General features: G+C 60.8%; 10 protein-coding genes. 4 read left to right on the top strand and 6 right to left on the bottom strand.

The genetic code is table 11. From position 1 onward, the window contains the following. The 4 genes from ACRXB1_RS15190 to cobA all read right to left on the bottom strand — a co-directional run. The coding region (locus tag ACRXB1_RS15190; RefSeq protein WP_449492450.1) for a YihY/virulence factor BrkB family protein at positions 1-1,220 on the bottom strand (1,220 nt) is incomplete at its 3' end. Between the two features lie 334 nt (positions 1,221-1,554). Continuing rightward, positions 1,555-2,697, bottom strand: a complete 1,143-nt coding sequence (locus ACRXB1_RS15185) for a CmpA/NrtA family ABC transporter substrate-binding protein (protein ID WP_449492449.1) — start codon at positions 2,695-2,697, stop codon at positions 1,555-1,557. An 11-nt stretch (positions 2,698-2,708) separates the two neighbouring features. Continuing rightward, positions 2,709-3,284, bottom strand: a complete 576-nt coding sequence (locus ACRXB1_RS15180; RefSeq protein ID WP_062002547.1) for an ANTAR domain-containing response regulator — start codon at positions 3,282-3,284, stop codon at positions 2,709-2,711. 63 nt (positions 3,285-3,347) lie between these two features. After that, positions 3,348-4,103 carry a uroporphyrinogen-III C-methyltransferase gene (gene cobA / locus ACRXB1_RS15175; RefSeq protein ID WP_449492448.1) on the bottom strand — a complete coding sequence of 252 codons (756 nt, stop codon included), beginning with the start codon at positions 4,101-4,103 and terminating at the stop codon, positions 3,348-3,350. 495 nt (positions 4,104-4,598) lie between these two features. Here cobA and ACRXB1_RS15170 point away from each other — a divergent pair, with 495 nt between their 5' ends. From ACRXB1_RS15170 to ACRXB1_RS15155, 4 genes are read left to right on the top strand one after another with little or no spacing between them, the layout of a single operon-like run. Next, positions 4,599-5,927 carry an MFS transporter gene (locus tag ACRXB1_RS15170; RefSeq protein ID WP_062172309.1) on the top strand — a complete coding sequence of 443 codons (1,329 nt, stop codon included), beginning with the start codon at positions 4,599-4,601 and terminating at the stop codon, positions 5,925-5,927. A 13-nt stretch (positions 5,928-5,940) separates the two neighbouring features. Continuing rightward, on the top strand, positions 5,941-8,475 hold the full coding sequence (gene nirB, locus ACRXB1_RS15165) for a nitrite reductase large subunit NirB (RefSeq protein ID WP_449492447.1): 2,535 nt from the start codon (positions 5,941-5,943) through the stop codon (positions 8,473-8,475). A gap of 11 nt (positions 8,476-8,486) precedes the next feature. Next, positions 8,487-8,834 carry a nitrite reductase small subunit NirD gene (gene nirD, locus ACRXB1_RS15160; protein ID WP_062003619.1) on the top strand — a complete coding sequence of 116 codons (348 nt, stop codon included), beginning with the start codon at positions 8,487-8,489 and terminating at the stop codon, positions 8,832-8,834. A gap of 5 nt (positions 8,835-8,839) precedes the next feature. After that, positions 8,840-12,964 (top strand): sulfite reductase subunit alpha, encoded by a 4,125-nt coding sequence (locus ACRXB1_RS15155; RefSeq protein WP_449492446.1) that lies wholly within the window; start codon positions 8,840-8,842, stop codon positions 12,962-12,964. Between the two features lie 30 nt (positions 12,965-12,994). On the opposite strand, the gene ACRXB1_RS15150 is transcribed toward ACRXB1_RS15155, so the two are convergent. Together ACRXB1_RS15150 and ACRXB1_RS15145 are read right to left on the bottom strand one after the other, a co-directional pair. After that, the gene (locus ACRXB1_RS15150) at positions 12,995-13,720 is read right to left on the bottom strand and encodes a haloacid dehalogenase type II (RefSeq protein WP_449492445.1); all 726 of its coding nucleotides are present in this window, start codon (positions 13,718-13,720) and stop codon (positions 12,995-12,997) included. Positions 13,721-13,791: 71 nt separating this feature from the next. Continuing rightward, on the bottom strand, positions 13,792-14,549 hold a 758-nt coding region (locus tag ACRXB1_RS15145), incomplete at its 5' end, for an MFS transporter (protein ID WP_449492444.1).

The raw sequence follows: 14,549 nt of genomic DNA, 5'->3' as shown, positions 1-14,549 counted from the left end.
TACGGATGACGCCGCTCCAGGTCATTCGCCCGCACCGCCTTCCTGCCGCAACCAAGCATGGCTTGCGCCGTTGCTCTGGTGGCGGTCGTTTCCGCTTTGGCGAGCTTACGGCTGAGCGTGAGTGCCGTACTCAACGCCGAGACCTTTTTCCGTGCTTGCTGCGTGAGCTTCTGCGAGCGCTCGGCACGCTGTTCTATCGACGTACGCGCCGCGCCAGGTATGAGCGCAGCGCTGTGGGATTCGACGACAGATGCATCCGTGGAGCGTCCGCTGATAGTGGACCCCGCAAGCATCGATCCGATCTTGGCGCGGCTGCCGGGCGGAACACGGCCGCTTTGCTGGCCCCATGCGCCGCGCGGATCATGAAGGCGTGCGCGCGCAGCAGAGAATTCCGCGCCAAGCAGCAACACCGCCGCCGAGAAGTACAGCCACATCAGCAATACCGCGAGCGAACCCGCTGCGCCAAACGAGTTGGCCGTACCGGCATGGGTCAGGTAAAACGCGAACAATTTCTTGCCGACAGAAAACAGGATGGCCGCGACCAGGCCGCCTACCAGCGCGTCGCGCCACTGCACGCGGGCATCGGGCAGGAATTTCAGCAGGGCGCCGAACGCCATGGACAAGATGACAAGACCCACGGCAAGCTGAACAATGTCGCCAATGATCACGAACGACGAATCGCCCCACAGCCATTTGCCGACGGCCTGGATGGCGGTATCGAGCACGAGCGACACGATCAGCAGAAAAGCTACGCCGAGTACGAGGCCGAACGAGATCAGCCGGACGCGCACCAATGCGAAGACGCTCGACTTTTGCTCTCCGGCGAGCGGCCAGACAAGATTCAGTGCTGTATTGAGCGATGAAAATGTCGCTGATGCACCCACCGCCAGCAGCACGAATGAGATGACGGCCGCGATCCCGGTTCCGCCGCTGCGATGCGCATTTTCAACAATGCTTTGCACGCTTGCTGCGGCTTGGTCGCCCAGCATGCCGTTGACCTGGTGAAACAACTGGCCGCGCGCTGCTTCGGCGCCGAATACCCAGCCGGCGACTGCGATCACCATGACCAGCGTGGGAGCGAGCGAAAACGCGGAGTAGAATGCGATGCTTGCTGCCATTGCCGCGCACCGGTCCTCGCCGAATTTCTTGAGGGCGCCCATGACCCAGGATGCATCCTTCTTAACGACAGCCTGTAGTTTCTCGGTCGACAACGTGCTCATGGCAGCCTCAAATTCGTTTAGCGGTAAGTTCTGACGGTTTGTAATGCCACGAAGCACGATGCGTTCCACGGTATCGATGCGGAGAGCGCCTAAGCCGGGAGGGCGTAACCAATCAAGCATCGGCTAACAGGAGGGGTGTTGGCAATGGTAAAGCGGAAGCATCGGCCATTCGGTCGAGTGCAGCGCCATCTTTCAAATCGGAGTGTCCAATCGAGGCAGTCGACCGCTTACGCGGTTTCGTCGACCATGACTGTTGGATGGCGGAAGAGAAACGCGTGCGTATGTCTCTTTTTATTGGACGATTGCGGCGTTTTTCAGGCAAACATGGTGAAGGCTATGCGCGTATATCAAATCCATCGAGATAAGCGGCCGGATCTCGCCCATCCCACACCTGGCCATCGATAAGGACATCGGCGCGTAGTTCTTCGGGTACGCGCACCTCCATCAACGCAGCCGCCTCGCAATACAGCGCTGTCTCCGAGAGCGCGGCGGCGATCGCGGCATCGTCCTGATCGCCAGAGAGCATTCCCCATCGGCGGTATTGCGTGAGGAACCAGAGGCCATCCGAGGCGCGCGGATAATTCACGGCACCGTCGTTGAAAAAACTGACGCCCGGCGGCTGCACGGCGAACTGCGCCGGGTCGTAGTGGCCGAGCAGCCGTTGCTCGATCAGCGCCTGCGGCGCGTCGACCACATCGGGTGCCGCGAGCCACGCTGAAATATCCATACGATGCTTCGGGTAATCGAGCCATCGGCAAGCTTCCAGCATGGTCTGGATCAGCGCGCGCGATGTGTTCGGGTTTTGCGACACAAAATCGCGGCGGCTCGCGAGCACTTTCTCCGGATGCTCCGGCCAGATCTGGCTCGTGACCGCGACCGTTTTGCCCGCGCCGCGCGCTTCGGCCACGGCGTTCCAGGGCTCGCCGACACACAGGCCGTCGAGTTCTCCGTCAATCAGCGCGTCGACCATTTGCGGCGGCGGGATCACGACGCTGCGGATATCGCGTATTGGATGCACGCCCTGAGACGCGAGCCAGTAGTAAAGCCACATGGCATGGGTGCCGGTCGGGAAAGTCTGCGCAAACACTGGACGACGCCCTAGCGTGGCGAGCGCGTCTTTCAGGTTGCCGTGCTGTTTCAACGCCGCGGTCAGCCGGTTCGACAACGTGATCGCCTGCCCGTTGCGATTCAGGACCATGAGCACGGCCATATCGCCCTGCGGTCCGCCGATACCCATCTGCACGCCGCACACGAGACCATATAGCGCGTGCGCTGCATCGATCTCGCCCGAAAGCAGCTTGTCGCGCACCGCCGCCCACGAAGGCTGCCTGCACAACTCGAGCGTCAGGCCATGCCGATGACCAAACTCGAGGACTTTGGCGGTGACAAGCGGCGCAGCGTCGCTCAACGCCACGAAGCCGAGGCGTATATGCGTTTTCTCGGGCTTGCCGATGGAAGAGGGCGAGGAAATATTCATGTCGTTGCAGGCTACCCCAATAGATCAGCCATCGATACCAGTTGCCGGGCGACTTCAGCAAGTTTCATCCCCTGGTCCATTGCCCGTTTGCGCAGCAGGGCGTACGCGTCCTGCTCGGACATCTTGCGCCGGTCCATCAGGAGGCGCTTGGCTTTGTCGATGAGCTTTCTGTCCGCGAGTTCCGTCTCGGCATCTGCCAGGCGTTTGAGCAATTGCACTTCGCGTGCGAAACGCGCGAGCGCGACCTCTAGAATCGGCGCGAGCTTTTCCGCTTCGAGCCCTTCCACGAGGTACGCGCTGACGCCGGCGCCGACGGCATCGCGGATCAGTTGCTGGTCGCCATCGTTGCTGAACATGAGGACCGGCCGCGGCGCGGTCTCGTTCATCACGGCGAGCTGCTCGAGTGTGTCGCGCGATGGCGATTCTGTATCGATGATCACTACATCCGGACGCTGCTCTTCCACCACTCTCGGCAAGGCCGCCGGGGTCGCGACTTCGGCGAGCATGTCATAACCCAGGCGTGCAAGTGCCTGGCGCAAATCGCCGATAGGTTTGTCAGTGTCGGTGACGAGAAGCACGCGAAGCATGGGGCAAGTGCCGGTATTTTTATTCAGGACTAGCGAAGGCACTTCATGGGCACATCGCGCCGGTCAAGCGGCGCGCTGGACATTGGGCGCCGGTTGTTCGACCCACTGCATGGCCTCGCCAATCGCGTTGCCTATCAGAATCACGGCAGGGCTCGTCAAACCAGCTTCGGTTGCACCGATAGCCAGCCGATCCAGCGTCCCGAGCCATCGATGCTCGGCCGACGTCCCTGCCCACTGCACGACGGCCGCGGGCGTGGAAGCGGGCAACGCACTCATGAGCGAAGCGCACAGGCTTTCGATGCGCGTCATGCCCATATAGATGACGAGCGTTGTTCCAGTCGCTGCGAGCGCGGTCCAGTTCGGCTCGCCGTGGTCCTGCTTGTGCGCGGTGACGAAGGTCACGCCCTGGCAATGTTCGCGATGCGTCAGCGACACACCCAGGCTCGCCGCCGCCGCAAAACCCGACGATATCCCGTTGACGATATCGACGGGAATTTGCGCACGTCGCAACGCCGCGAGCTCTTCGCCGGCACGGCCGAACAACAGCGCGTCGCCACCTTTCACGCGCACGACGTGCAGGCCCTTCAACGCATAACGCTGCATCAGCCGTTCGATGAAAGCCTGCGGCGTCGATTTGCATCCGCCGCGCTTGCCCACGCGAATCACGCGTGCGCGTGGCGCCAGCGAGGCGATCCCGGGGTTCGCCAGATCGTCGAGCAAGACAATATCGGCGAGTGCGAGCGCTTTCGCGGCCTTGATGGTCAGCAGGTCGAGGTCGCCCGGGCCTGCGCTTAGCAAAGTAACCTTGCCGGTAGTCATGATGATGATTTCCTTTGGCGGCGTTCCAAAACAAAACGGCATCCGCTCGTGCTTGTGCACGAAGGGACGCCGTTGTCCTGGATCGCCGAAAGTAAGCGCAAGACGTCGTTGCCATGCGCTTGAAGGTAAATGCAATAAGCAGGCCAAGACGCGCAACCAAGCATGGACGTGAACGCCATTCGTCTGCCCGCACGTGTGCAGTGCCGCAGCGCACCGTAGCTGTGCTTTGCTGCATCAAAAAGCATCGGCGCTCATTTTGTGAATTGACGACAAACCCCGTAAAGCCCCGTGCTGCCGTATCCGAGCCCGCATGGCATACACCTTGCGTTTGATGTCGCCAACGGATCAACGACGATCTCGTCTTTTTGCCTCACGCAGCACCGTACTGCAGCACCCTATTGCAGCAGCCCCTATGGGCTTCTTGGACAACGGCGTCCCCTGAATTCAGTCAACTGGCTGGAATCACGGGACGCCTTTTTGTTTTGTGGAACGGCCATGTCAGATAAAGCAACGCGGATCGACCTCTTCAGTTTTCGCACGGCGCCAATGCGCGCTTTTCATCTCACGTGGATGGCATTCTTCGTGTGCTTCTTCGCGTGGTTCGCATGCGCGCCGCTGATGCCATTGATCCAGCGCGAGTTCGGTCTGTCGATCGATCAGGTTGCGAACATCAACATTGCAGCGGTCGCGGCGACCATCCTCGTACGCCTGATCATCGGCCCGATGTGCGATCGATACGGCCCGCGCAAGGTCTATACGGCGTTGCTTGTCCTGGGCGCTTTTCCAGTGCTGGCGGCAGCGCTTTCAGGCGGTTACACGAGCTTTCTTCTTGCGCGTCTGGGGATCGGTGCAGTGGGCGCGAGTTTCGTGATCACGCAATATCACACCTCGGTGATGTTCGCGCCGAACGTGGTCGGCACGGCTAACGCAACGAGCGCCGGATGGGGCAATGCAGGCGCGGGCGCGGCGCAAGCGCTGGTGCCCTTGTTGCTCGCAGCAATGCTTGCCCTGGGCGCAAGCGATGCATCGGCATGGCGCTATGCGCTCGTGGTGCCGGCCCTCGCCATGCCGCTCATGGCGGTGTTCTACTGGCGCCTGACGCAAGACTGCCCGCAAGGCAACTTCGATGAACTGCGCGCGCAAGGCATCACAATCGATGGCGGCAAGAAAGGCGGCTGGGCGAGCTTTCGTGCGGCGTGCGCGAACTATCGCGTATGGATGTTGTTCGTGACGTATGCGGCATGCTTCGGCGTCGAGGTGTTCATCCATAACATCGCCGCGATCTATTACGTCAACCATTTCCATCTTTCGTTGAAAACCGCGGGCCTTGCAGCGGGAAGCTTCGGCTTGCTCGCGCTCTTCGCACGCGCACTGGGCGGCTGGCTGTCCGACAAGTTTGCCGCGCGCCGCGGACTCGATGTGCGCTCCACCTTGTTGTTCGTGCTGATCGCGGGCGAGGGCCTCGGCTTGTACTGGTTCTCGCGTGAAACCAGCGTCGGGCTCGCCGTTATCGCGATGCTCTGCTTCGGTCTGTTCACTCACATGGCATGCGGCGCGACATATGCACTTGTGCCGTTCATCGACCGCAAGGCGCTTGGCGGCGTGGCCGGGATCATCGGCGCGGGCGGCAACGTGGGCGCAGTCGCGGCAGGCTTCCTGATGAAAGGTCTCGGCAACGTCCAGCAAACCCTGGCAATGCTCGGCGTGCTCGTCTCGATCTCCGCACTCTGCGCGCTGGCCGTGCGCTTCAGCACCGAGCACAAGGCACGCGAAGCCGAATTGCGCGCGGATGCATTGGGCATCAATAACAGCATTGCAAACTGAGAGCGTTCACATCATGAAAATCGTCGTCATCGGTCATGGAATGGTGGGGCACAAGCTTCTCGAATGCATCGCCGAAAAAGCAGGGCATGGACTCGACATCACCGTACTTTGCGAAGAACCGCGCCCCGCCTATGATCGCGTGCATCTGTCGGAATTTTTCTCCGGCAAGACGGCGCAGGATCTGTCACTGGTCGAAGCGGGATTCTTCGAGCGCGAGAACGTGCGGCTCGAGCTCAACGCGAAAGCGGTGTCGATCGATCGCATGGCGCGGACGGTGACCGTGTCGAGCGGCGAAGTGCTGGGCTACGACAAGCTCGTTCTCGCAACCGGGTCCTATCCGTTCGTGCCGCCGGTGGCGGGTAACGACCGGGCTGACTGCTTTGTGTATCGGACGATTGAAGATCTGGAAGCGATGAAGGAGTGCGGCGCGCGATCCCGGACCGGTACGGTCGTGGGCGGCGGTCTGCTGGGACTCGAATGCGCGAAGGCGTTGCGTGATCTCGGGTTGCAGACGCACGTGGTGGAATTCGCACCGCGCCTGATGGCCGTACAAGTCGATGACAGCGGCGCCCGCGTGCTGCGCAGCAAGATCGAAGAGCTGGGCGTGACGGTTCATACGCAGAAGAATACGGTCGCGATCATTGACGGCGAAGCGGGCACGCACCGCATGCAATTCTCCGATGACACGCATCTCGATACCGACATGATCGTGTTTTCGGCCGGCATTCGCCCGCGGGACGAAATCGCTCGTATCAGCGGCCTCGAAGTGGGTGCGCGCGGCGGTATCGTGATCGACGACAACTGCGTGACGAGCGACGAACACATCTACGCGATCGGCGAATGCGCGTTGTGGCAAGGGCAAGTGTTCGGTCTCGTCGCGCCGGGTTACGACATGGCGCGCGTGGTCGCGAAGCAGTTGCTCGGCGAAGCGCATGCGTTCGCGGGAGCCGACATGAGCACGAAACTGAAGCTCATGGGCGTGGACGTGGCAAGCATTGGCGACGCGCACGGCAAGACGCCGGGCAGCCGTGCGTACCAGTTCAGCGACGAACGCAAGCAGGTCTACAAGAAGATCGTCGTGTCGGATTGCGGCAAGTTCCTGCTCGGCGGCGTGATGGTCGGCGACGCGAACGAGTACGGCACCTTGCTCCAGATGATGCTGAACCGCATCGAGTTGCCGGAGTCGCCAGAGTTCCTGATTCTCCCTTCTTCCGATGGCCGGCAGAAGCCGGGTCTTGGCGTCGATGCGCTTCCTGTCTCGGCGCAGATCTGCTCGTGCAACGACGTATCGAAGGGGACGATTTGCGAAGCCGTGTGTGCCGGCGCGATGAGCATTGGCGCATTGAAGTCGGCGACCAAGGCAGGAACATCGTGCGGCGGGTGCGTGCCGCTCGTCACGCAAGTGATGAAGGCCGAGATGAAGAAGCAAGGGCTCGCGGTCAACAATCATGTGTGCGAGCACTTTGCGTTTTCGCGGCAGGAGCTTTATCACCTTGTGCGCGTCGAGCGCATCAAGACCTTTGGCGAATTGCTTGCCAAACACGGTCATGGACTGGGCTGCGATATCTGCAAGCCGACAGTGAGCAGCATTCTTGCATCGTGCTGGAACGAGTTCGTGTTGAAGAAGGAACACGCGAGCCTGCAGGACTCGAACGACTACTACCTCGCGAATATCCAGCGCGACGGAACGTACTCCGTCGTGCCGCGCATGGCGGGCGGCGAAGTGACACCCGATGGTTTGATCGCCGTCGGACAGGTCGCGAAGAAGTACGGGCTTTACACGAAGGTAACGGGCGGCGCGAGGGTCGACCTGTTCGGCGCGCGGGTCGAGCAACTGCCGTTCATCTGGGAAGAACTGATCGCCGCCGGGTTCGAATCGGGCCACGCGTACGGCAAGGCGGTGCGTACCGTGAAGTCGTGCGTTGGTTCGACGTGGTGCCGCTTTGGCGTGGGCGATTCCGTGGGCCTCGCGATCGATATCGAGAACCGCTACAAGGGCTTGCGCGCGCCGCACAAAATCAAGTTCGGCGTCTCCGGCTGCACGCGCGAATGCGCGGAAGCGCAGGGCAAGGACGTCGGCATCATCGCGACCGAGAAGGGTTGGAACCTGTACGTCTGCGGGAACGGTGGCATGAAACCGCGCCACGCTGAACTCCTTGCGGCGGATCTGGATGCGGTGACGCTCGTGAAATACATCGACCGCTTTTTGATGTTTTATGTGCGCACCGCTGACCGCTTGCAGCGCACGAGTGTCTGGCGCGACAATCTCGAAGGCGGTCTCGACTATCTGATCGATGTTGTCGTGCACGACAAGCTCGGCCTCGCCGCCGAACTCGAAGCCGAGATGCAGCACGTCGCCGATACCTACGAGTGCGAGTGGAAAAAAGCCGTCACCGATCCCGAAACCCGCAAGCGGTTCCGCCATTTCGTGAACAGCGACGCGTCCGACAACAACGTGAGTTTTGTCGAGGAGCGCGGGCAGATTCGTCCCGCTACGCCCGCTGAACGCAAGTTGATCGGCATCCCTGTCGTTGTCGAAACCGTTTGATGGAGGGCGTCATGAACATTGATCGAATTCCCGCAGCGTGGGTGCCCGTGTGCGCGCTCGATGACATCCTGCCGAACACCGGCGTATGCGCGCTGATCAACGGCACGCAAGTCGCGGTGTTTCATCTCGCCGATGGCGAAGGCGGCGTGTTCGCCATCGATAACTTCGATCCGGGATCGCAGGCCTCGGTGCTCTCGCGCGGACTGATCGGCAATCTGGGCGATCGCATTGTGGTCGCATCGCCGATCTACAAGCATCACTTCGACTTGCGCACCGGCGAGTGCCTCGAGATTCCTGCGAACTCGGTCAACGCGTTTGCAACGCGCGTTGAAGACGGACAAGTCTGGGTCGCGGTCTAACCGATATGAACACCGGTACCGTCAAGTCTGTTTGCCCCTATTGCGGCGTTGGCTGCGGAATGGTCCTGCATGTCGAGGACGGGCAAGTGGTCAAGGTGTCGGGTGACAAGGAACATCCTGCCAACTTCGGGCGTCTTTGCACGAAAGGACAGTCCGCGCACGTTGCCTTGCGCAAATCGGGGCGCCTTGAAAGCGCGTTTATTCGTCACGCACGCGGTCAGGACCCAGTACCGCTTCCGATGACACAGGCGCTGACCGACACCGCTCACCGCCTGCGCGCCATCCTGGACAAACACGGCCCCGATGCGCTTTCTTTTTACGTCTCCGGCCAGATGTCGATAGAAGCGCAGTACCTTGTCAACAAGCTCGCAAAGGGGTTCGTGGGCACGAACAATATCGAGTCCAACTCGCGGCTGTGCATGGCGAGCGCAGGCAGCGGCTACAAGCTTTCGCTGGGAGCGGACGGGCCGCCGGGGTCGTATCAGGACATCGACAAGGCCAACCTGTTTTTTGTGATCGGCGCGAACATGGCCGACTGCCACCCGATCCTGTTTCTTCGCATGATGGACCGCGTGAAGGCGGGCGCGAAGCTGATCGTGGTCGATCCGCGCCGCAACGCTACCGCCGACAAAGCGGGTCTCTTCATGCAGATCAAGCCCGGCACCGACCTCGCGCTGATCAATGGTTTGCTGCATCTGTTGTACGAAAACGGGCATACGGATGCAGGTTTCATCGATGAAGCGACTGAGGGTTGGGACGCAATGCCCGCATTTCTCGCGGACTATACGCCCGCCAAGGTCGCCGCGATCACCGGCATTCCTGAAGCTGATATCCGCTGCGCGGCGCAATGGATCGGCGAAGCGCCGGAGTGGATGAGCTGCTGGACCATGGGCCTCAACCAGAGCACGCATGGCACGTGGAATACGAATGCCATCTGCAATCTGCATCTGGCGACGGGCAAGATCTGTCGTCCCGGCAGCGGCCCGTTCTCACTCACTGGTCAGCCCAACGCGATGGGCGGCCGCGAGATGGGATACATGGGTCCGGGCTTGCCGGGGCAGCGCTCGGTGCTCGTCGATGAAGACCGCGAGTTCATGGAAGACCTGTGGCGCATTCCGGAAGGCTCGCTCAGGACATCGGTGGGGAACGGCACCGTGGATATGTTTTCGCGCATGGCCGCCGGCAGCATCAAGGCGTGCTGGATCATCTGCACGAACCCGGTCGCAAGCGTGGCGAACCGCCAGACCGTGATCGCGGGATTGCAGGCCGCGGAGCTCGTCATTACGCAGGACGCCTTCCTCGATACCGAGACCAACCGCTACGCCGATGTCCTTCTGCCCGGCGCGTTATGGGCCGAAGCCGAAGGCGTGATGATCAACTCCGAGCGCAATATGACGCTCACGCAAAAGGCTGTCGATCCGCCGGGAACGGCCATGCCCGACTGGCAGATCGTCGCGCAAGTGGCGTGCGAAATGGGCTTCGCCGATGCGTTCAGCTATGCATCGGCAGAAGATGTGTTTGCGGAGATCGTGCGGACATCGAACGCGAAGACCGGCTACGACCTGCGCGGCGCGAGCCATGAACGGCTGCGCGAGTCGCCACTGCAATGGCCCGTTGAGAGAGACGCGGCATCTGATCGCAACCCGGTGCGTTACATCAACGATGGTGTACATCAGACATTGAAAGTGTCGCCCGATGGCAGCCGTCCTCGGCTCGTGTTTCCAACCGCGAGCGGCAAGGCTGTGTTCTTCGCGCGCCCGCACGTGCAGCCAGCCGAGATGCCGGACGTGGAGCGTCCTGTCGTGTTGAACACGGGTCGCTTGCAGCATCAGTGGCACACCATGACGAAGACCGGCAAGGTCGCAATGCTCAACAAGCTGAACCCGAAACCCTTTGTGGAAATCCATCCTGAAGATGCGGCGGCGTTGGGCATTGAAACGAAGGACGCCGTCGAGATCAGGTCGCGTCGCGGTCGTGCTGTGTTGCCGGCCGTCGTGACAGATCGCGTTCGCGCCGGCAACTGTTTTGCGCCGATGCACTGGAACGATGTCTATGGTGACGAGCTTTGCATCAACGCCGTGACCAATGATGCGGTCGATCCCATTTCGCAGCAGCCCGAATTCAAGTTCTGCGCCGTTGCGCTGAGTCGCGTTGCGCCTGGAACGAGCGACGTCATATCCGATACGCACGACGATCACACCGACATCACTCAGGAACCGGACATGTCCCGCATAGATGCTCTTTCCACGTTGCTCGGCATTCCGGAAACGCCGGCGCCGCAACTCAGCGACGCGGAGCGTTTGTATGCAGCCGGATTCATGAGCGGGTTGCGTTCGAACGAAGGGCGCGCGACTCACGGTGTTCCCGTGCTGCCGGTGAGCGCCCCGTTTGCCCCGCAGACCCGCCTTTGGTTCGATGGCGTGCTCGCCGGTCTGTTCAGCCGCGCGGAAGGGGCCTCAGCCCTCCAGCAACCGGTACAGGAACCGGCGGTTCGCATCGTGCGGGCACGGCCGAAGGTCACTTTGTTGTGGGCATCGCAAACAGGCAACATCGAATCGTTGACCGAGCGCTATGCGACTCAGCTCATGGAGTCGGGCTTCGAGATTCGTACATCGTGCATGGATGATTTTGCGGTATCGGGCCTGGAAAAAGCGCAATACGTGCTGCTGATGACCAGCACGTTCGGCGATGGCGATGCACCCGATAACGGCCAAAGCTTCTGGGCCGAACTTCAAGCCGATAACGCACCGCGTCTGGACACCGTGCATTACGCGGTGCTCGCTTTCGGCGATCGCAACTACGACGCGTTCTGCGGCCACGGACGAAAACTGGATGCACGCATGCTGGAGCGCGGCGCTAGACGCCTCGCCGACCGCGTGGACTGCGATGTCGAATATCAACCCGATGCCGACGCCTGGCTCGAACGGATTGCCGCGCGCATCAAGGCGGAAGACGAAGCGCTGCATGCAGTCGCCGCCGATGGATTGATCCCTTCCGTTTTGCCTGGGACTGTTGCTTCGAAGGCGCATCCGGCTACGTCGCGGCTTGTAAAGAACTTGCGGCTGAACAAGCAGGGCGCGACGAAGGACACACGGTATTTCTCGCTAGCATCGAAGGACTCGGGCCTTGAATACGAAGTCGGCGATGCCTTGGGCGTGTGGCCGAGCAACTGCCCTGAACTCGTCGATGAACTCATCGGCCTGAGCCATCTTTCGCCCGATGCGCCTGTCACAGTAACGGGTGCGGGCGAGATGCGCCTGGCCGATGCACTTGGCAAGCATTACGAAATCGCGCGGCCAAGCGCTGACGCGCTTGCGTTCATTGCGGCACGGACGGACAACGGCACGTTGAAGGACATGCTCCGGGAAGATCGCAAGGCTGATCTGAAGAAATGGCTCTGGGGCCAGCAGTTGGCGGACGTCCTGCACGAGTTTCCGGTGAAGCTTTCCGCGAATGAACTGACTGGAATGTTGAAGCGCATGCAACCGCGCCTGTATTCGATCGCGTCGAGTCCCAAGGCGCATGCCGACGAGATCCACCTCACCGTGTCGGCGGTACGCTACAACAATGGGCGGCGTCATCGAAAAGGTGTGTCATCGACTTTCCTGGCCGATCGCGCAGAAGACGCCAATGTCCCGGTGTTCGTGCAAAAGTCGGCGCATTTCCGGCTTCCGCGCAATGGCGATGTACCCATGATCATGGTCGGTCCCGGCACGGGGGTGGCGCCGTTTCGTGGCTTCCTGCATGAGCGCGAGGCCCGCGGCGATACCGGCCGCAACTGGCTGTTCTTCGGCGAGCAGCATGCCGCAACCGACTATTACTACGGCGATGAACTCGATGAAATGCGTCGCAAGGGCCTGCTGAACCGCCTTGATCTTGCGTTTTCTCGCGACCAGGCGGAGAAGATTTACGTGCAAGACCGGATGCGGGAGCAGGGCGCCGATCTGTGGAAGTGGCTCGAGGAAGGCGCGCATTTCTATGTTTGCGGCGACGCCAGCCGCATGGCGAAGGATGTGGATGCTGCCTTGAGATCCGTGGTGGTTCAGCAGGGCGGCATGAGCGACGACAGGGCGCGGGACTACGTGGGCCGCATGGTGAAGGAAAAGCGCTATGTGCGGGATGTTTATTAAAGCGGTCCGACAGCGACCCGTCTGAAAAAATCAGCCTTTAGCCAACGCTTCCCGATGCGCTTGCACAAGCTCTGCCATGCTCGTGAACTTGAAGTCGATGCGAGGTTGGTCGCCCGGATTCATGGTCGCGCCAAAACCCTGTTGCGCATGACGTCGATAAATCCAGCACGATGCCAGTCCAAACGCATTAGCCGGCTTGTGGTCATGAAACAAACTCTCCGCGGTGTGCAGAATTGCGCTCTTGGGAATGCCCATTCTGCCGAGCTTGTCCAGCATGTACTCAAAATTGCGGGGTGACGGCTTATACGATCCCACGTCCTCGGCGGTAATGACAGCGTCGAACGAAACCTTGAGCTTTGCATTGCTATAGGCAAAACTCTCGTTGTCGATATTGGAAAGGATTACCAGCTTGAAATGCTGCTTGAGGTATTGCAGTGCCTCCGCCGAATCCTCGAACGCAGGCCAATGCTGAACGGACTGCCCATACGTCGCGCATTCTTCGCGCGTGACGGGCACATTCCATTCTTCGGCGATCCGCTTATACACAATTGGAAGCAGATCGCGATAGCGCGTGGCCGGCGTGTAGAGTTGCTGCGACGACTCATGACGTGCGTGCGCCTCGAGCACGGCGTCACGCGTAAGCGGTTGGCCCACGCGCTCGATCAGCGGCCTCAGGCCATTCATGATGCCGCTTTCCCAATCGATAAGCGTGCCGTAGCAGTCGAAAGTGAGAGCCTTGTAGTCGGTGAGTTTCATATGAATTGGCCAATGGAATGGTCCGTTACTCTAATGGATGGCACCGCGATTCATCCATCAAAAGCGGGGGCTTAGCCGCGCAGTTGCGTAGCTGCTATGTCCTCGAGCGAGCGACCGCGCGTGGGCACACCCATCACCACGACCGCCAGCGCGCCGACGACCAGCACGAAAGTCGTCGCGCCGAACACACCACCGAAACCCAGTATTGGATAGACATACCCCACCAGGATGGGCGCCGCGATCGCCCCCAGCCGTCCAATGGACGAAGCCATGCCTACGCCGGTCGTGCGCACGTCGGTGGGGAACACCTCGGGCGTGTACGCATAAACGCCGGCATACGTGCCGTTCATGAAGAACGACAGCAACACACCGGACGCCATGATGCCGGCATCGCTGCGCGTGAGCGCAAGACCAAGCGCGGAGACGCCGCCGAGGACCATATACGATGCAATCGTCGCCTGCCGTCCGATCTTTTCGTTGAGCCACGCGCCCGAGAAATAGCCGGGAATCTGAGCGATGTAGATCACGAGCGAATATGAAAAACTGCGCGTGATCGTCATGCCGTTCTGCACGAGCAGACTGGGAATCCACGTGAAGAATGCGTAATAGCTGAAGGTAATCGATAGCCACATGATCCACGTCATCGCCGTGATGCGTGCGAGATTGCGCGACCACAAGGCCTTCACGTTCGCAAGCGCGGACACGCCGCCGAGGACCATATACGATGCAATCGTCGCCTGCCGTCCGATCTTTTCGTTGAGCCACGCGCCCGAGAAATAGCCGGGAATCTGAGCGATGTAGATCACGAGCGAATATGAAAAACTGCGCG

The sequence above is a fragment of the Caballeronia sp. M23-90 genome, assembly GCF_053574605.1.
This window is presented reverse-complemented; position numbering and strand designations above follow the sequence as displayed.

What these genes read in the sequence shown, in the direction of transcription:
- ACRXB1_RS15170 (WP_062172309.1), top strand. Translation starts at nt 4,599, where the DNA reads ATGTCAGATAAAGCAACGCGGATCGACCTCTTCAGTTTTCGCACGGCG.
- cobA (WP_449492448.1), bottom strand. Translation starts at nt 4,103, where the DNA reads ATGACTACCGGCAAGGTTACTTTGCTAAGCGCAGGCCCGGGCGACCTC.
- ACRXB1_RS15150 (WP_449492445.1), bottom strand. Translation starts at nt 13,720, where the DNA reads ATGAAACTCACCGACTACAAGGCTCTCACTTTCGACTGCTACGGCACG.
- ACRXB1_RS15155 (WP_449492446.1), top strand. Translation starts at nt 8,840, where the DNA reads ATGAACACCGGTACCGTCAAGTCTGTTTGCCCCTATTGCGGCGTTGGC.
- nirD (WP_062003619.1), top strand. Translation starts at nt 8,487, where the DNA reads ATGAACATTGATCGAATTCCCGCAGCGTGGGTGCCCGTGTGCGCGCTC.
- ACRXB1_RS15185 (WP_449492449.1), bottom strand. Translation starts at nt 2,697, where the DNA reads ATGAATATTTCCTCGCCCTCTTCCATCGGCAAGCCCGAGAAAACGCAT.
- ACRXB1_RS15180 (WP_062002547.1), bottom strand. Translation starts at nt 3,284, where the DNA reads ATGCTTCGCGTGCTTCTCGTCACCGACACTGACAAACCTATCGGCGAT.
- nirB (WP_449492447.1), top strand. Translation starts at nt 5,941, where the DNA reads ATGAAAATCGTCGTCATCGGTCATGGAATGGTGGGGCACAAGCTTCTC.